General features: G+C 65.7%; 22 protein-coding genes. 4 read left to right on the top strand and 18 right to left on the bottom strand.

Going from position 1 to position 15239, the window contains the following annotated elements:
* Positions 1–13 precede the first annotated feature (13 nt).
* The 8 genes from NHAM_RS07275 to NHAM_RS07240 all read right to left on the bottom strand — a co-directional run bounded on the left by NHAM_RS07275 (position 14) and on the right by NHAM_RS07240 (position 4368).
* Complete coding sequence (locus NHAM_RS07275; protein ID WP_011509937.1) at positions 14–910, bottom strand: DUF2163 domain-containing protein; 897 nt, start codon at positions 908–910, stop codon at positions 14–16.
* Entirely contained in the window at positions 907–1548 is a 642-nt protein-coding gene (locus NHAM_RS07270) for a DUF2460 domain-containing protein (RefSeq protein WP_011509936.1), read from the bottom strand. The genes NHAM_RS07275 and NHAM_RS07270 overlap by 4 nt, the downstream gene beginning before the upstream one ends.
* A 139-nt stretch (positions 1549–1687) precedes the next feature.
* Entirely contained in the window at positions 1688–2272 is a 585-nt protein-coding gene (locus NHAM_RS07265) for a phage tail tape measure protein (RefSeq protein ID WP_011509935.1), read from the bottom strand.
* The gene (locus NHAM_RS07260) at positions 2265–2477 is read right to left on the bottom strand and encodes a rcc01693 family protein (RefSeq protein ID WP_011509934.1); all 213 of its coding nucleotides are present in this window, start codon (positions 2475–2477) and stop codon (positions 2265–2267) included. The genes NHAM_RS07265 and NHAM_RS07260 overlap by 8 nt, the downstream gene beginning before the upstream one ends.
* The gene (locus tag NHAM_RS07255) at positions 2474–2794 is read right to left on the bottom strand and encodes a gene transfer agent family protein (protein WP_011509933.1); all 321 of its coding nucleotides are present in this window, start codon (positions 2792–2794) and stop codon (positions 2474–2476) included. The genes NHAM_RS07260 and NHAM_RS07255 overlap by 4 nt, the downstream gene beginning before the upstream one ends.
* Positions 2795–2940: 146 nt before the next feature.
* On the bottom strand, positions 2941–3348 hold the full coding sequence (locus NHAM_RS07250; RefSeq protein WP_011509932.1) for a phage major tail protein, TP901-1 family: 408 nt from the start codon (positions 3346–3348) through the stop codon (positions 2941–2943).
* A gap of 14 nt (positions 3349–3362) precedes the next feature.
* On the bottom strand, positions 3363–3773 hold the full coding sequence (locus NHAM_RS07245) for a DUF3168 domain-containing protein (RefSeq protein WP_011509931.1): 411 nt from the start codon (positions 3771–3773) through the stop codon (positions 3363–3365).
* Positions 3774–3798: 25 nt separating this feature from the next.
* On the bottom strand, positions 3799–4368 hold the full coding sequence (locus NHAM_RS07240; RefSeq protein WP_011509930.1) for a head-tail connector protein: 570 nt from the start codon (positions 4366–4368) through the stop codon (positions 3799–3801).
* Positions 4369–4433: 65 nt separating this feature from the next.
* On the opposite strand from NHAM_RS07240, the gene NHAM_RS07235 reads away from it, so the two are divergent.
* The gene (locus NHAM_RS07235) at positions 4434–5195 is read left to right on the top strand and encodes a S1 family peptidase (RefSeq protein ID WP_011509929.1); all 762 of its coding nucleotides are present in this window, start codon (positions 4434–4436) and stop codon (positions 5193–5195) included.
* Positions 5196–5372: 177 nt separating this feature from the next.
* Here the strand turns inward: NHAM_RS07235 and NHAM_RS07230 are convergent, their stop codons facing one another.
* Positions 5373–6656: a phage major capsid protein gene (locus tag NHAM_RS07230; RefSeq protein WP_430707699.1), complete on the bottom strand. Its 1284-nt coding sequence runs from the start codon at positions 6654–6656 to the stop codon at positions 5373–5375.
* Between NHAM_RS07230 and NHAM_RS07225 the strand changes: the two genes are divergently transcribed.
* Positions 6655–7035 (top strand): hypothetical protein, encoded by a 381-nt coding sequence (locus NHAM_RS07225; RefSeq protein ID WP_011509927.1) that lies wholly within the window; start codon positions 6655–6657, stop codon positions 7033–7035. The genes NHAM_RS07230 and NHAM_RS07225 overlap by 2 nt on opposite strands.
* 42 nt (positions 7036–7077) lie before the next feature.
* Here NHAM_RS07225 and NHAM_RS07220 read toward each other — a convergent pair whose 3' ends face one another.
* From NHAM_RS07220 to NHAM_RS07205, 4 genes are all read right to left on the bottom strand, one after another.
* Positions 7078–7725: an HK97 family phage prohead protease gene (locus NHAM_RS07220; RefSeq protein ID WP_011509926.1), complete on the bottom strand. Its 648-nt coding sequence runs from the start codon at positions 7723–7725 to the stop codon at positions 7078–7080.
* Between the two features lie 89 nt (positions 7726–7814).
* Entirely contained in the window at positions 7815–8003 is a 189-nt protein-coding gene (locus NHAM_RS07215; protein WP_011509925.1) for a hypothetical protein, read from the bottom strand.
* Entirely contained in the window at positions 8003–8215 is a 213-nt protein-coding gene (locus tag NHAM_RS07210; protein ID WP_011509924.1) for a hypothetical protein, read from the bottom strand. Before NHAM_RS07210 ends, NHAM_RS07215 begins: the two co-directional genes overlap by 1 nt.
* Positions 8216–8283: 68 nt before the next feature.
* A complete protein-coding gene (locus NHAM_RS07205; RefSeq protein WP_011509923.1) occupies positions 8284–9459 on the bottom strand; it encodes a phage portal protein in 1176 nt (391 codons plus the stop codon).
* Positions 9460–9542: 83 nt separating this feature from the next.
* Between NHAM_RS07205 and NHAM_RS07200 the strand changes: the two genes are divergently transcribed.
* The gene (locus NHAM_RS07200; protein WP_011509922.1) at positions 9543–9830 is read left to right on the top strand and encodes a GIY-YIG nuclease family protein; all 288 of its coding nucleotides are present in this window, start codon (positions 9543–9545) and stop codon (positions 9828–9830) included.
* Between the two features lie 172 nt (positions 9831–10002).
* On the opposite strand, the gene NHAM_RS07195 is transcribed toward NHAM_RS07200, so the two are convergent.
* Positions 10003–11271, bottom strand: a complete 1269-nt coding sequence (locus NHAM_RS07195) for a DNA-packaging protein (protein ID WP_011509921.1) — start codon at positions 11269–11271, stop codon at positions 10003–10005.
* Positions 11264–11605 (bottom strand): hypothetical protein, encoded by a 342-nt coding sequence (locus tag NHAM_RS23970; RefSeq protein ID WP_245270026.1) that lies wholly within the window; start codon positions 11603–11605, stop codon positions 11264–11266. Before NHAM_RS23970 ends, NHAM_RS07195 begins: the two co-directional genes overlap by 8 nt.
* Positions 11606–11701: 96 nt before the next feature.
* Between NHAM_RS23970 and NHAM_RS07185 the strand changes: the two genes are divergently transcribed.
* Positions 11702–12196 carry a hypothetical protein gene (locus NHAM_RS07185; RefSeq protein ID WP_157043553.1) on the top strand — a complete coding sequence of 165 codons (495 nt, stop codon included), beginning with the start codon at positions 11702–11704 and terminating at the stop codon, positions 12194–12196.
* Positions 12197–12321: 125 nt separating this feature from the next.
* On the opposite strand, the gene NHAM_RS07180 is transcribed toward NHAM_RS07185, so the two are convergent.
* From NHAM_RS07180 to NHAM_RS07170, 3 genes are all read right to left on the bottom strand, one after another.
* Positions 12322–12486: a Flp family type IVb pilin gene (locus NHAM_RS07180; RefSeq protein WP_011509919.1), complete on the bottom strand. Its 165-nt coding sequence runs from the start codon at positions 12484–12486 to the stop codon at positions 12322–12324.
* A gap of 149 nt (positions 12487–12635) precedes the next feature.
* Positions 12636–14195 (bottom strand): MDR family MFS transporter, encoded by a 1560-nt coding sequence (locus NHAM_RS07175; RefSeq protein ID WP_011509918.1) that lies wholly within the window; start codon positions 14193–14195, stop codon positions 12636–12638.
* A gap of 284 nt (positions 14196–14479) precedes the next feature.
* Positions 14480–14995, bottom strand: a complete 516-nt coding sequence (locus NHAM_RS07170) for a YcgN family cysteine cluster protein (RefSeq protein WP_011509917.1) — start codon at positions 14993–14995, stop codon at positions 14480–14482.
* Between the last annotated feature and the right edge of the window lie 244 nt (positions 14996–15239).

Raw genomic sequence — 15239 nt, 5'->3', positions numbered from 1 at the left:
GAGGGGCACTCCTTCAAAACAAGGCCTTGGTGCCGTTGCCGTTGTCCGGCGAACCGGGTAGCGGATAGCTGACGACGAAATCGTTGCCGGGGATCTGCGGAAAGCCGCGGAAATTGCCGGTGTTGGCAAAGCGGTCGCGGCAGGTCGCGAAACGCTTGTCGCAGCCGGCGGTGATGGTGAATCCGTCGCCGACCCCGATCGGCTCGGTCATCGCCTGCCACAGCGACAGCTGCACCTCACCCGCGACAACGCGGTGCTGTTTCACTTCGATCGCAACACCGGCATTGGCCCCGCTGGCCCACACCACGCGCCCACCGCTGAACCAGCCGTCGGCAAAACCACCGAGGTTTGAGACCGCGACGATCGACGTTCCCTCGATGGCCGTTACCGCGCCGCTGTGGCAAAAGGTCGAACTGGTCAGATCGACCCGGCATCTGGCGTCGCCGAGATCGACGCCGCAACGCGCCGTAAAGAGACGCCCGCTGTCCTGCGCCAGCGCATCGGCGAGTCCGCGCAACTCCGCGGTGAACGCTGCCCCCTCGCGCCGGACCTCCCCCATGGTGCCGCGCGCGATCAGGATTTTCAGCGACACATCGCTCCAGTCGACCAGCCAGGTTGTAACCTCGGCGGCATCGTAACGTCCGGCGGCGAGATCGGCCTCGGTCAGGACATCGTCGGAAAACGCGCCTGAAATTTCCAGGCCGTCGACCGCCAGATCGAAGCGGCTGGTGGCTTCCGACCCGGTGAAACCGGTGCCTGCGCGACAGGTGACGCCACCGATCGCCAGATCGCGGTCGTGGTCGGTGAAGCCCAGCACGACACCGTCGCGCCTCGTCACGATCCAGCAGCGCGCCAGCGTGGTCGCGCCGGAGTCGAGTTTCGTCTGAAGCGCGGAGGGGATGTTTCTCACGGGCGGATCTCCACCAGCGGGATCTTCGGAATGGCGCCGGCGGCGAAGGTCGCCAGATCGACCTCGAGGTAGTCGGTGTCGAACCGCACCGGCACGTCGAAATTGAATCCCGCCGTGACCGCCGCTCCCGCCGGCGGGATATGCCCGGCGAGAAAGGTCACGACGCCGGTGGTGGCATCGCAGGTGAAGGCCGATCCGGCCGCGACCTCGCTATCGGCAACAGCAACGCGCACGCTGCCGTTCACCGGCTTGGCGATCGCGCGCGCATAAGGCGCGAACGCACCTCCATAGGTCTTCACCAATTGAAACACTGATGTCGTGCCGTCGCCGACGCCGATGACCTGATCGAGCGGCGAGATCGCGATGCCGGTCGCCGCCGAGCAGCAATCCAGCCGGTCGCGCCAGCGAAAGCCGTAGAGCCGGCCGCGCCGTTCCTCGAAGAAGGCGATGACGGCCTGCAAGGCATCGAGCGTCTTGACACCGTAGCCAGCGTCGTAGCGCCGCCGCGACTGCGCCCAGCGCGCATTACGCGCCTCGCGACCCGAGCCGAAGCTGACGATGTCGGTGCGCCGCTCCGCCCCGCCCGCGCTTTTGAGCGCGACATCGAGCGGAAACAGGATTTCGTGGAAGCTGGTCATTGTGAACCTCTCACGTCATTGCGAGCGCAGCGAAGCAATCCAAAAAAACAATAAGAGAGCTGGATTGCTTCGTCGCTGACGGGACGACGCCACGCGTCGCCCTGAAGCTCCTCGCAATGACGAGTCGGAAGAATTTGGACTAGAGACTCCGCTGCCCCCGCGCCACCGCGCGCGCGATCTGACCGGTGACGTAGCTCTCCGAGCGACGGAAACTGTCGAGATCGGGGGTCGCGATCTGCACCGTGATGCTGTTGCCGCCGCCATTGCCGGAGACGCCGAGCCGGCCGTCGGCACCGCGCACCAGCGGCATGATCGCCTCCGGACCTGCCTCGCCGGCGAGGCCGACGCCGCCGTCCATCATCGGAAAATAGCTGGGCGTGCCGATCACGCCGCCCGATGCGAACGGCTTGATGGCGCCGAGCGCGTTGGCCTGCACGCCCGCGGCCGCGCCCGCGCTTCCGGTGAGACCCGAGAACAGGCTGGAGATGCCGCTGGTCAGGCTCGCCGTCAGCGGCTTGAACGCGGCGGTCACCGCGAGGCTCGAGACCCGCAGCGCCAGCGTTTTCAGCACGTCGTCGAATTGCTTGCCGCCGTTGATCGACGAGGAAAACGCCTGCGTCATCGCCCGCGCAAAGCCGCCCGCGCTGATCGTCAGCGCCTGAGTTTTTGCGGTGATACTGTCGAGCGTGCTCGATGCGTCCTGCAGGCTCGTGTCGTCAGTCATTGCGTCCTCCCTTGCGCGGCGCATCCGGAAACCGCGCCAACAGATCGTCGAGGTCGGTCCGCACCAACGGCCGGACAGAAGGCCCACGCACCGCGTGGATCGCCTGCGCCAGTTCGCGCGGCGTCATCCGCCAGAAGGCGTCCGGCGCAAGCCGCAACACGCCGAAGCCGAACCCCATCGCCTCCGCCCATGGAAACGGCTTCATCGCGCGGCGCCGTCATCGAAGGTCGCGGCAATCAGTTCTGCCGCGATTTTGACAAAGCCAGCCGCGCCGCCCTCAGTCGTCATCGCGGCCACCTCGTCGTCGCTCACCGCTTCGCCGGCGCCGCGCAGGCCCGCGCCGATGATGCGGGTCAGATCGCGCGCCGACAGCCGCCCCGAGCCGAAACGCTCCGCGAGCGCCACCAGATCGTCGGCACCCAATGCGGATTCGAGCTCCGCCAGCGCACCGAGCGTCAGCACCAGCGTGCGCTGCCGCCCGCCAAGCTCAGCGGCGATCTCGCCGCGATGTTTGTTTGGCATGGAGTCTCCTGAAAACAGCGTCATACCCGCGAAGGCGGGTATCCAGTATTCTCTGCGCTGCAAACCTGATCGCGATCTCTCGGAATACTGGATCGTCCGCTTTCGCGGACGATGACAGCGCGAAAACACGAGCTACCGCGACCGCCTCACATCGCCGTAAAGGTCAGCGCGCCGGCGGACTCCAGCGCGAGGTCGAACGTCACCTCGCCATTGTGCTCGCCCGCGAATTCGAGGCTTGCGATCTGGAACGGGCCTTCGATGGTGCCGAAGTCGGGCACCACCACCTGGCAATCGTTGATGATGCCGTCGAAGAACGCCTGCCGCACCAGCGCGTCGGACGCCGCGTCCTTGAACAGGCCACGGCCCGACAGCGAGGCGCGCTTGACGCCCGCGCCCGCCAGAAGTTCGCGCCAGCGGTCGGTCGATTCCGCGTTGGTGATATCGACGATCTCGGCGTTGAAGGCGATCCTGCGGCTGCGCAATCCCGCGACGGTGACGAAACTCGCGCCGTCGCTCATCTTCAGCAGCAGGTCCTTGCCCTTTTGTGCGCCCATGACGCCTCCTTGATTTAAGTTGTCGGTTCGGTCACGGCGCGGAAGCGCACCTGTGCGTGATAAGTGCGGCCGTCGGACTCGCGGCGGATGTCCGCGACCGCGAAACGGAAGTTGACGAGCCGATGGCCCGTGAGCGACAGCGGCGCGTCGTCGAGCGCCTGCAACACCGCGCCGGCGATGGCGTGGGCCTCGCCTTGCCCGCCCTGACGCGAGCGCGCATGCAGCGTGATCTGGTGTTCCTGGGTCGGCCCGTCGTCGACCGACGCGTCTGACATGCGCGCCTCGCCGATCGCAACATATGGCAGCAGCGCGCCGCGCGGCGGCTCGTCATAGACCCGCGCACCGCCGAGCGCGGCATGAAGACCGCTGTCGGCGGCAAGCGCATCGTGAACGGCGGCGCGAAGCGCGGCGTTGGCGCTCGTCATGGTGATGTCCTTTCGAGAATGGCGATCAAAGCGAGTGCACGCGATAAGACGCGATCATGGCGCTGACGCTGGCCGGCATCATCGCCACGCTCTGGCCGATCGCGATCAACCCGCGATTCTCGTACCAGTGCGCCACCAGCGTCCGCACCGCATGGCGCAGCACGTCCGGCACGTCGGTCGCGGCGGTGCCGAAGCCGATCTCCACGTCGAGCTCGATGCCGGCGGACGCGCGCGCCGGCATCGGCAGCGTCCAACACGACGAGCCGATCACGCCACCCGCCTTGTCGATGACGAACGTGGCGACGTCGATGCTGGCGGCATTGCCGGTGGAATCGTAAACCCGCGCCGCGACAAGCGACCGCAGCGGGCCGCGGCCTAACCTGACGCGGCCGTCCTTCGGCCACTGATCCAGCACGAAGCGCCAGGTCTGCGCGATCAGGCCGCAACGCGTCATCGCTTCGACATGGCTGCGCGCCGCCGCGATCAGCGAGGCGATCACGGTGTCGTCGTCATCGTTCTCGGCGCGCAGGAAGCTCTTGGCCTCCGCGACCGACCATGGTTCGATCGCAGGTCCGGTCAGAAGTATCGACGGCATCGGATGTCCTCGTTGTGACAGTGCAAATATTGACAGGCGGCTCGCCCGATGGCTCACATCGCCGCATGATTCAGCAATTCATTCGTACGCTCGCGGCCGTGACGGTCCTGACGCTGACGCAGCCCGTCTTCGCCATGGTCGGCGGCGGCGGCGCGCCCTCGCCCGCGGTGGCGAACGCGGTCGTCACCATCGTCGGCTCGCGCGGATCGTCCTGCACCGGCACGCTGATCGCGCGCGACATCGTTCTCACCGCCGCGCACTGCATCGCGCCCGGCGTCACCACCAAGTTGGTGGATTACAAGAGTCAACCGCCGCGCCTGCTCGATATCCGGCGCACCGCCACTCATACGCAGTTCAACATGCAGAGCCTGCTGGCGCATCGCGCCACCGCTGATGTCGCGCTGTTGCAGCTTGCGTCGCCGCTCTCCGCCTCTCCGGCAACGCTCGGCGGCGCGCTGATGCCTATCACCGCAGGTCAGCGTCTTACTGTTGTCGGCATGGGCGTCGCGATCGCCGGCGACGGCCGTAGCGGCGGCGTGGCCCGCGCCGCGAGCCTTTCCGTGACCGGACGGCCCGGCACCTTGCAGATCCGCCTGGTCGATCCCTCAACCAACAATGCGCGCGCGGGCCTCGGCGCCTGTACCGGCGATTCCGGCGCACCGGCGTTTCTCGATTCCAGCGGCGGCCCCGTCATCGCCGGCGTCGTGAGCTGGTCGACAGGTGCGAACAACGCCGCGGGCTGCGGTGGCCTCACCGGCGTCACGCCGCTCGCGCTCTATCGCGACTGGATTTTGAAAACAGCAAGGAGTTGGGGCGCGGGGATTTAGAGAAAGGTGCTGGTTTCACGCCCGCTTCAATCCAGGAAACTTCAATTCGCTATTCAGGTGTCTGGAAACGAGAACGGCTCACCAGGAGCGCGCCGTTTGTTTCTTCACCTCTCCCCGTTAGAACGGGGAGAGGGAGGGAAAGACGCACCGCATCGAAGCCGTGCGTCACTCGAAAGATCAACTCGCTGCGAACTTCATCAACTTGATGGCGTCGAAGTCCTGCACGCCGCCGCCGACGCGCTTCGTCGTGTAGAACAGCACGTAAGGCTTGGCCGAGTACGGATCGCGCAGCACGCGCACGCCGGCGCGATCCACCACGAGGTAACCGCGGCGGAAATCGCCGAACGCAATCGACAGCGAATTCGCCGCGACGTCCGGCATGTCCTCGGCCTCGACCAGCGGGAACGTCATCAGCGAGGCGCGCCCGCCCGCCTGCGCCGGCGGCTGCCACAGATACGCCCCGCCGGTGTCCTTGAACTTACGGATCGCGGCTTGCGTCTTGCGGTTCATCACGAAGGTGGCGTTCTGGCGATAGCCGGCCTTCAGCGCGTAGATCAGGTCCACCAGCGCATCGGACGGATTCGACGCCGCGAAACCGCTCGCGCCGCCGCTGGCGATAGTGCCGAGCTTGCCCCACACCCACGAGCCGTTCGCCACCGTATCCGATTGCAGAAAACCCTTCGGCTGGTTGGTGCCGTCGCCGTTGACGAAGGCCGCGCCTTCCTGCACCGCAAACGTCAGCTCCACCTCCTGCGCGATCCACTCGTCGATGTTGACGGCGCTATCGTCGAGCAGCGTCGCGGTCGCCGCTGGCATGGCGTAAAGCTCCATCGCCGGGAAGCTCAGCGCGTCCAGCGTCGGCGAGGTGGTCTGCGTCCGCGAGTCCGTCTCGCCGACCCAGCCGGTGGCCGGCCCTGCGGTCATGAACGGCTTCTTGTAGACATTGCCCGAGATGGTGCGCACCGACGCGAGCGCGCGGATCGGCGAGATTGCCGCCAGTCGCTCGCCGATCTCGTGTTCGAGTTCGACCGGAACGAGATAGCCGCCATCCGCATTGGAGCCGGCCGACATCGCCTTGGTCTCCAGGTCGCGCAAGGCACCCGCCTCGCCACCGCGCACATAAGCCTCGAACGCGCTCTTGTGCTCGCGGGACGCCGCGTCGCTGGCTATGCGGCTGCGGCCTTCGAGCGCCGGGCGCGCGTGCTTCAGAGCCAGCTCATCCATGCGCTTGTGCTGGGCGTCGAGCGCGGCATTGATGCGGTCGACCTTTTCCTCCAGCAGCACGTCGCCGCGCTTTTTCTCCAGCCGCGCCAGACGTTCGTCGTTAGCGGATTTGAACTCCTCGAAGGTCGTGCGGAAGTCGTCGTAGTCGCCGCGCGCGGCGATGCCGGACTTGTGCTCCGGCGCGGTGTCAGTGATATCGAAGTCCATTCGCATTCTCCTCAGTGATAATGGTTCCATGGTCTTGTCGTCCAAGGCTTTGCTGCGAGACTTGCACGCGCCGCTGCGCTACAATGTCTGCCCGCAACGGCAGCACCGTCGAGGCGACACCATGCGCTTTCTGATCTTTGTCTGGATCACCCTTGCCGTCGCCGCCGCCGTCAGTGCGTGGTTCGCGATGCAGCCGTCGCGGCGCGGAACGGCAAAGTTCTGGATCACCGTCTGCGCCGTCCTGCTGGTGGCTTTCGCGGTATCCTTCGTGATGCTCGGCGGCAGCACCGAGAAAACGTTGCTGTCGATAGCGCTGTATTTCCTGAACTGGGGCATGGCGGCCGGCGGCGCGGCGATCTGCGCCGGCGCTATCGCGGGTCTCGCGCTGGCGCTGGCGTTCAAGCGGTGAGCGGCACGTCCAGATGCCTCAAAGATAATCCTCGCCGCGTCGTCATCGCAGCATCGAATATCGGTGCGATACAGTGCCCAATGCGCTGCGCCGCCCCTCGCGGCTACGCAGCGACGCCGAAACCACCGCCGGGCGCGGGCGGAGCCGCGGCGCCGGTTCATCCGCGGCCTCCGTCATGCTCCGCCATTCGCGCTCGGCCTGTGTCCGCACAAGCGAACGCGGCGGCAGCGCCGCCTGCTTCACCGCGCGGACACGCGCTCCCGCCAGCAGCGGGAACGTAACGATGGAAATTTCCCACAAGTCGACCTGATAGAGCTTTCGCACGCGGGTGCGCGGCTCGATTTGGCCGCGCACGGTGCGGTAGCCGATCGACAGTCCGTCCACCGCGCCGGCCTCGACCAGCGCCAGCAATTCGCGCGCGCGCATCACGTCGGGGATCAGCCGGCCACGTGCCCACAGCCCGCGAAAATCCTCGCGCAGTTCGAGCCAGATGCCGACCGGCTCCGATGGATCGTGCTGGAACAGCATCGGAACTTTGCGCAACCCCCGCACCTTCAGCGTTTGCGCGAACGCGCCAGGCATCACCATGTCGCGCGCCTGGTCGATCTCGCCGAACAGGCTGGCATAACCTTCCACCGTACCGTCGCCGGAGAACGACAGACGCGACACGGATGACAACGGGGCGTGCATGATCGGCCTCGCAAATGGCGGGGTGAATGAATTGACTGAAGATGTGATGGGGAGCGTGTCCCTCCGCCCTTGTGGGGAGGCGACCGACGTCAGCCCTTGCGGCTTCGCTTTGCTGGCTTGCGCCGCGCCGGCGGCTTTTGGCGCGGCGATTTCACGACCGGCGCCTTGCGCTGGATCTGGTCGAGATGTGCGAGGAATTCACGAAACACCGTGAGATGATCCGGCGCAGATTTGGTCTCGGCGCCGAACGAGCGCAGCACGCTGTGAAGTGTATCCATCAGTCCCGATCCTTGTTGAGGGTGTCAGTGCGGCGATGCGCCTTGCGATTGAAGCGCTGCAGTTCGCGAACGAAATCGTCGAAGCGGCGCGAGGCGGCCGACAGTTCGCGCAGTGCGAACAGCAGGCCGGCGCTGGCGGCGCTCGCCCACAGAAACAGCGCGAGATGCGCGAGATCGCCGCGCTCGCTGAAGATGCGGATGAGATCGGACATCGGATGAACCCATGACGGCTGTCATGGCCGGACGTGATCCGGCCATCCACCTCACGAAGGGGAAAACATCACTCCAGCCGGTCGCCGCCCTCGATCGGCGCGTAGCCGACCGCCTCGCGCTTTTCGTTGAGCGTGAGATACGCCGCGTTGCTGACGCGCTGCCACAGCGCGGCGCGGTCGGTGGCGAGCGCGTCGATCCTGTCGGGATCCACGACGATGCGGATGGCGTCGCCGAACTGAGGCGACAGCCACTGCGCGAACGAATTGCCGATCCGCGACGCCAACGGCAGCACGGTCTGGCGGAAGAAGCAGCGGTTGGCCTCCTGGAAATTCGCATAGGTGTTGTCGCCGGGAATACCGAGCACCATCGGCGGCACGCCGAAGGCGAGCGCGATCTCGCGCGCGGCGGTGTGCTTGGCCTCGAGGAAATCCATGTCCTTCGGCGTCAGCGACATCGCCTTCCAGTCGAGCCCGCCTTCGAGCAGCAGCGGCCGGCCCGCGTTCACCGCGCCCTGATAGGTATCGGTCATTTCGCGCTTGAGCCGGTCGAACTGCGAATCCGACAACACCGCTCCTTCCGGCCCGGAATAGACCAGCGCGCCCGAGGGCCGCGCCGCGTTATCAAGCAACGCCTTGTTCCACGTCGATCCGGCGTTATGGGTGTCGATGGCGACCGCCGCCGGTTCGATCGGCGCGAGACCATAGTGATCGTCGAGCGGATGAAAGAATGTCAGGTGCAGGATCGGCGGCACGGCGGATGACGCCTGATCGAAGCGCACGCTGCGCCCGCCGACGCTATATTCATATGCCTCCGCCCAGCCGTCGGGACCGGGCACCACCTTCATGCGATCGGGCCGTAGCGCGTAAAGCTCGCGCACCGCGCCGTCGAGCGCGACCACCTCGACATAAGCGTTGCCGGCCAACAGCAGATGCGACACCAGCATCTCGAGGAATGCACCGCCGTCCTGCCGCGCGTTCGGCCGCGACAGCAGGAGCGAGAGCGGATGCGCCTCGTGCTCCTGCGCCCCCTCGAACACGAGGTAGCTGCACGACGCCACGTTCTCCGCGATCAACCGGACCGCGCGATGCACGATGGCGTTATTAAGATAGCCCTCGCGCGCCAGCGCCGCATAGTCGCGCGGCGTCCACCGCGCGCGGCGGCCGCTCTCGAACGCAAGCAGCTTTGCGGTGCGGCTGGCTTTGGTCTCGGGTGGGGTGAAAAGATTTTTCAGGCGCAAGCGCATCAGAACCGTCCTTCATCGTCAAGGCGCGATGCAACAAAAAGATTGTCATTGCCGGGCTCGACCCGGCAATCCATCATTCATGCATGAGCTACTGGATCTATATTCTTACAAGCGCGCCGGGAGGAACGCTGTATGTCGGCGTGACGAACAACCTCGTTCGTCGGATTTATGAACACCGCGAGGACTTAGCCGACGGCTTCACACACAAATACAACGTGAAACGATTGGTCTATTTTGAAGCGCACGACACTGTTATGTCGGCAATCCAGCGCGAGAAAAACATCAAGCACTGGTCGCGCGAATGGAAGATCGATCTGATTGTTCGCGACAATCCGACCTGGAGTGATCTTTACGAAGATATCGTCCGATAGAATGTTAAAGCGTCATAGCCGGGCTTGACCCGGCCATCCATCCTTCCTGAAAAGATGGACCCGCGGGTCAAGCCCGCGGGTGACGCTGAGTATGCGGGTCATAGGCGAGCGAAGCGACGCCGTTCTTCGAACGGCTATGCCCGGCAATGACGCTCCGATTGCGATATCGGTTCTACAATCCCCTCACCCGCGGCTGGGCGCGCGGCGCCAGCGCCAGCGACGTCACCGCCCACACCAGCGCATCGAGCCGGTCGGGCGAACGCCCGGACGACAGGCCCGACAGGGCGAAGTCGCACATCTCGTCTTCCAGCGCGGCGAAGCTGCCGGCGTGCCTGACGCGGCCCTGCTCATAAAGCGTCGCCACCGGCTCGGCGCGCAGCCATTTGCCGCGTGTCGCGCGCACCGGGATCACCGGCACCGCGGCGTCGACCTCGGCGATCACGGCTTTCACCATGTCGCCGCCCTGGTTGACTTCCGCGACCAGCGCATCGGCCTCGCACCGACGCCACAGCGCGATCGCCTTCGCCGCCCACAGCGCCGGCGTGACGCCCGCCACCGTCTCGTCGGCGATCACATAAACCATGCCGCCCTCCGCCAGACCCGCGGCGACGATGCCGCAGGCGTCTGCACGTTTACTCGACGTCGCCGGCGGATCGACCGCGACCACGATGCGCTGCAACGGCGGCGCCTCGTGTACGCGACATCGCTCCAGCAGCGCGCGCGACCACAGCGCATCCGGCCGGTCCTCGATGATCTCGCCGTCAAGCTCCTGACGCCCGAGCCGCGTTCCGGCGTAGCGCGCCATCACGCCTTGCAGAAAGGTCGGCGCAAGGTTGAAGGCGTTGGCTTGCGTCGGCGCGCGCGAGACCACGCTCGCCGGATCGGCCATCAGGCGTTTCAAAAGCGCGGTCGGCCGCGGCGTTGTGGTAATGAGCTGGCGCGGCTGCGACCCCAACCGCAAACCGAACTGCAGCATGTCGAACGCGGCCTCCGCGTAGCGCCACTTCGCCATCTCGTCGGACCAGGCGCAGCCGAACTGCGGCCCGCGCAAACTTTCGGGATCGTCGGCGGAAAACGCCTGCGCCACCGCACCGTTGCTCCATTCCAGCCGCTTGCGCGACGGCGACCACGCCGGCCGCTCGTGGGCGGCATGAACCGCGAGCAGACCGGAGACGCCTTCGATCATCACCTCGCGCGCATCATGTTCGGTTTCGCCGACCAGCGCGATGCGCGACACCGCCTCAACGGCGAACGGCGCAAGACCCAGCGCCTGCGCGCGAATCCATTCGGCCCCGGCGCGGGTCTTGCCGGCGCCGCGGCCGCCGACCATCAGCCAGATCAGCCACGGCGCACCATTCGGCGCGAGTTCCGGCGGACGCTGATGCGGGTGCGCGAAAATATCCCATTGCCGGGCGAGAAATCCGAGTTCGTCCTCATTCATGCTCTCCAGCAGGAACCGGCGCTGGTGCGGCGACCAGTTGTTCCAGTCGGCGCGAAAGCGCGCGCCGGAACTCGTCGAGATCGCGGGGCACGGCGTCGTCATCGGCGGGCTTCACCTTCTGCTCACTGGCGCGCAACCGCGTCACCTCACCGAGCGTGCGTGCGAGACTGGCCAGCGTCCGGGCGCGGCGTTCCGCCTCGGTGCGTTGCTGCGGCTTCAGATGATTTCCGCCGACAATGATCTCGATCAGCGACAGCTCGCGTTCAATCGCGCGCGTCACCCGCTCGATCAAAAGCAATCCTGTCGCGGGCGGCGGATCGTCGATCCGCTCCACCGCGGTGCGCTTGACGCGCGGGCTCGGTTCGTCCTTGCGCCGAACGGCGGCCCGCTGTGCGCGCTGTCTGCTCAATCCGGCCTTTGCCGCGCCGTCGTGCTCATCGATAACAACAGGCGTTTCATCGGCGCGCCGCAAGGTCTTCGCCATTGTGGCCTTGCGCGCGACAGCCGCGGCCCGAGTTTTTCAGGTGGCGTTCTGACGGGTCGTGTTGTCTTTTTTTCCAGAGATGTCTTTTTTGCACCCATCGGCTTTGCGGCCGTCTTGCGCGCACCCGATTTTGCTATCGTCGGCGAAGACTTCGGCTTCGTCGTCAGCTTCGTGCGCGACGCAACCGGCGCCGCCGCCGGCTTCCGTGCCGGTCTGGCGGTTCGCGTCACACCCATTTTGATGCCGGAAAGCTCCCTCGAAGCGGAACTGATGCCGCCGGATTATGACCAGACTGCGCCAAGGATCGGCGGCGAGACCGGCGCCGATAGCTCGAAGCATAAAGACTTACAATCTGTAGCGATGTTTCGTGTTTTATCCGATTTTTCGGTGAACGGCGTTCCCGGCGACCTGCGCAAGACCAGAAGCGCGCTGAACCCATGAAGCAGCGCAGTCGTCTCTCTTAAGCGCAACTGTGGAGCATGGCGTAAACCTACTGCGGCAGCGTCACGCTGTCAAGGTATATTTTCCTAGGAAAATTTGCCTGACATCTGGCGCCGCTTTCCGCCCTACTTCAGCAAATCGCCCACCGCGGTGAAACGACCGTTGACGGAACTGCCGATGCCGGTGACCGCGACCACGATGAGGATGCTGATGCCGGTGGCGATCAGCGCATATTCGATCGCGGTCGCCCCCGACTCATCGCGCAAAAAATCCGACGTGAGCTTTGCCATTAGACGCACCGCGAACTCCGGTCAGATGGATGCGCGGATTCTCGCGCGTGACTCGAAATAGAAAACCTAGAGACGAATGATTGCGCAGACCCTAAGCGACACCCTCAACGAATGCTTAAGGCCGATGACGAAAATTCTGCGCGCACGGATCACACCGCGGGGCCGGCGAGCGGCCGCTCCTCCATCAGCGTCAGCAGTAGCGCCGCGCCCGCCAGCATCGCTGCGGCGGCGGCGAACACGTAGCGGAATGCCGCCGTCAGATCGGCCGCGGAGATCGCATCGACCTGACCGCCGCCGTCATTGCCGATCGAGACATCCGCACCCAGCGCCATCAACAGGATGGCGGAGAATGCGGCGACGGTGAACGACGCGGCCAGCGCGCGGAAGAAATTCATCGCGCCGGTGACGGTGCCGACCTGCGGCCGCGCCACCGCGTTCTGCAGCGACACCACGCTGACGGGAAACGTGGTGCCGAGACCGAAGGCGAACAGCGAGAGCAGCGCCAGCAGCGGCCACAACGGCATCACGACAATCGCCAGGATCGCGGCGATGACGGCGGCGAATGCGTTCCCGACGATCGCGACCCGCTTGTAGTGAACCGCCCGCACCATGGTGCGGCCGGCAAGCGCCGCGCCGCCGGTCGAGATCGCGGCGATCGGAATCAACGCCAGCCCCGATTCGCTGGCGCTGAGATGATGGACCACCTGATAATACAGCGGCAGATGCACGGTGATCCCGATGATGGAGCCGAGCGCGAAGGCGCCGGCCGCGATCGCGTAGGGGACAACCGGGCCGCCTATCAGCGACAGCGGCAGGAACGGCTCGGGCGTCGTCCGCGCGTGCCAGACGAAGACGGCGGCAAGCACCAGCGAGCCGCCGAGCATGGCGGCGATTGCCGGCGACAGCCAGGCGAAGCGGTTGCCGCCCCATGTCAGCACCAGCATGAACACCACGGCGGACGCCATCAGCAGCAGGCCGCCGGCCCAGTCCACCTTGCGGCGACGGTGGAACACCGGGAGCTTTCCCATCTTCGGCAGCAGCATCGCCAGCGAGACGACGCCGAGCGGCACATTGATCCAGAAGATCATCGACCAATGCAGGTGCTCGGCGAACACACCGCCCAGCACCGGTCCGGCGATGCCGGCCGCGGTCCACACGCCGCTGAAATAGGCCTGATACTGGCCGCGCTCGCGCGGCGTCACCACATCGGAGATCACCGTCTGCACCACCGGCAGGATGCCGCCGCCGCCGAGGCCCTGCACCCCGCGCGCGACGATCAGCGTCGTCATGTTCGGCGCCAGCGCGCACAAGACCGAGCCCGCGACGAACAGACCGAGTGCGGTGACGATCATGGCGCGGCGGCCGTAGATGTCGCTCAGCGTGCCGAACAGCGGCGCGACCGCGGTCGACGCCAGCAGATACGCCGTGATGATCCACGACAGGGTGGTGACGTCGTGGAACTGGCGGCCGATGGTCGGCAGCGCGGTTGCGACAATGGTCTGGTCGAGCGCGGCCAGGAACATCGTCAGCATCAGGCTGGCCAGGATGGTGCGGACTTCGCTCTGGCTCAGCGGCACGGGCGGCGCGACCGTCGACGCATCGGCGTCGCCAGCGGCCGGGCCGTGACGCGCGGCGACTTCGCGGGAGATGTTGCCAGACCGAATCGGGGGGGCGGACGGCCCCCGACCGGGGCGCTCGACTGTGTTCATATGCGGATCGGATGAAAGGCTTCGGCTGAAAACGCGCGGTGGCGACCGCTGGATCGCTGCATCGCCTCCACTATAACGTGTGCCCGCGCGTTCGGACAGCGGGCGGACGCATGTAAACATCCCGCCGACGCCAAATCGCAAACATGTGATGAAACTTGAACGTTTTCGAGCGAAGCATGTCCTCGGGCTTGACCGAGGATGGGTACCGGTTCGCGGGAAGAAAACGCGTCAAATCAAAATCATAGAGCCCGCTTTTGATTCCATCAGAAGGGAAAAGGCTCCAGTCAGCTCCGCGGCGGCTTCTTGAGCTGGGCGCGCTTGGGCAGCCGAACCGGCCACTGCGCGATGTGATCCTCGAGCTCGGAATCGGGAATTTCGTCCTCGGTGCCGCGCACCCTGCCCCGCACCGAGACCCCCGCCTCGTGCACGGTGTTGGGGTCGCCGGAAATCAGCGGATGCCACCAGTAGAGATCGCGTCCCTCCGCGACCAGCCGGTAGCCACAGCTCGGCGGCAGCCAGTTCAAGGTACGGACATTGTCCGGCGTCAGGCGGACGCAGTCGGAAACCTGTTCGGAGCGGTTCGCATAATCCTTGCAGGCGCAAAGCCCGGCATCCAGGAGCCGGCAGGAGACATGCGTGAAATAAATGTCGCCGGTGTCCTCGTCCTCGAGCTTCTCCAGGCAGCAGCGCGCGCAGCCATCGCACAGGCTCTCCCATTCGGAGCTGGACATCTGCTCCAAAGTCTTGGTCTTCCAGAAGAATCCGTCCTGTTCCGACGGGCGCTCGGGTCGTTGCGTCATGGGGTGCGTCTTGGGTTGCGTCTTGGGTGTTCTAAAGTGTCCCTGTCTATGGGCTTTGGCCGCACCTCGCGCAAGCCGTTCCAAACCCACCATTCACGGTCCGGCCGCTGGCAAGCGGCCGTGCCGGGCTGAAATCGCGACCGGCCATTGGTTTATCACCCTCGCTCGGATAGAAGGAAACCGGCTTTCCTGAGGATGGCGGACGATGTTCCAGCGTCGGTTTTGATGTGCCTTGGGTTTGCCG

The sequence above is a fragment of the Nitrobacter hamburgensis X14 genome (genome assembly GCF_000013885.1).
GTDB classification, from domain to species: Bacteria; Pseudomonadota; Alphaproteobacteria; order Rhizobiales; family Xanthobacteraceae; genus Nitrobacter; species Nitrobacter hamburgensis.
Note: the sequence above shows the minus strand (reverse complement) of the source record. Positions and strands in the feature narration are given on the sequence as shown.

What these genes read in the sequence shown, in the direction of transcription:
- NHAM_RS07245 (WP_011509931.1), bottom strand. Translation starts at nt 3,773, where the DNA reads ATGACGAGCGCCAACGCCGCGCTTCGCGCCGCCGTTCACGATGCGCTT.
- NHAM_RS07210 (WP_011509924.1), bottom strand. Translation starts at nt 8,215, where the DNA reads ATGTCCGATCTCATCCGCATCTTCAGCGAGCGCGGCGATCTCGCGCAT.
- NHAM_RS07255 (WP_011509933.1), bottom strand. Translation starts at nt 2,794, where the DNA reads ATGCCAAACAAACATCGCGGCGAGATCGCCGCTGAGCTTGGCGGGCGG.
- NHAM_RS07180 (WP_011509919.1), bottom strand. Translation starts at nt 12,486, where the DNA reads ATGGCAAAGCTCACGTCGGATTTTTTGCGCGATGAGTCGGGGGCGACC.
- NHAM_RS07265 (WP_011509935.1), bottom strand. Translation starts at nt 2,272, where the DNA reads ATGACTGACGACACGAGCCTGCAGGACGCATCGAGCACGCTCGACAGT.
- NHAM_RS07225 (WP_011509927.1), top strand. Translation starts at nt 6,655, where the DNA reads ATGGTCTTGTCGTCCAAGGCTTTGCTGCGAGACTTGCACGCGCCGCTG.
- NHAM_RS07220 (WP_011509926.1), bottom strand. Translation starts at nt 7,725, where the DNA reads ATGCACGCCCCGTTGTCATCCGTGTCGCGTCTGTCGTTCTCCGGCGAC.
- NHAM_RS07195 (WP_011509921.1), bottom strand. Translation starts at nt 11,271, where the DNA reads ATGAATGAGGACGAACTCGGATTTCTCGCCCGGCAATGGGATATTTTC.
- NHAM_RS07260 (WP_011509934.1), bottom strand. Translation starts at nt 2,477, where the DNA reads ATGAAGCCGTTTCCATGGGCGGAGGCGATGGGGTTCGGCTTCGGCGTG.
- NHAM_RS07240 (WP_011509930.1), bottom strand. Translation starts at nt 4,368, where the DNA reads ATGCCGTCGATACTTCTGACCGGACCTGCGATCGAACCATGGTCGGTC.
- NHAM_RS07250 (WP_011509932.1), bottom strand. Translation starts at nt 3,348, where the DNA reads ATGGGCGCACAAAAGGGCAAGGACCTGCTGCTGAAGATGAGCGACGGC.
- NHAM_RS07230 (WP_430707699.1), bottom strand. Translation starts at nt 6,656, where the DNA reads ATGGAACCATTATCACTGAGGAGAATGCGAATGGACTTCGATATCACT.
- NHAM_RS07235 (WP_011509929.1), top strand. Translation starts at nt 4,434, where the DNA reads ATGATTCAGCAATTCATTCGTACGCTCGCGGCCGTGACGGTCCTGACG.
- NHAM_RS07205 (WP_011509923.1), bottom strand. Translation starts at nt 9,459, where the DNA reads ATGCGCTTGCGCCTGAAAAATCTTTTCACCCCACCCGAGACCAAAGCC.
- NHAM_RS07200 (WP_011509922.1), top strand. Translation starts at nt 9,543, where the DNA reads ATGAGCTACTGGATCTATATTCTTACAAGCGCGCCGGGAGGAACGCTG.
- NHAM_RS07215 (WP_011509925.1), bottom strand. Translation starts at nt 8,003, where the DNA reads ATGGATACACTTCACAGCGTGCTGCGCTCGTTCGGCGCCGAGACCAAA.
- NHAM_RS07170 (WP_011509917.1), bottom strand. Translation starts at nt 14,995, where the DNA reads ATGACGCAACGACCCGAGCGCCCGTCGGAACAGGACGGATTCTTCTGG.
- NHAM_RS07175 (WP_011509918.1), bottom strand. Translation starts at nt 14,195, where the DNA reads ATGAACACAGTCGAGCGCCCCGGTCGGGGGCCGTCCGCCCCCCCGATT.
- NHAM_RS07270 (WP_011509936.1), bottom strand. Translation starts at nt 1,548, where the DNA reads ATGACCAGCTTCCACGAAATCCTGTTTCCGCTCGATGTCGCGCTCAAA.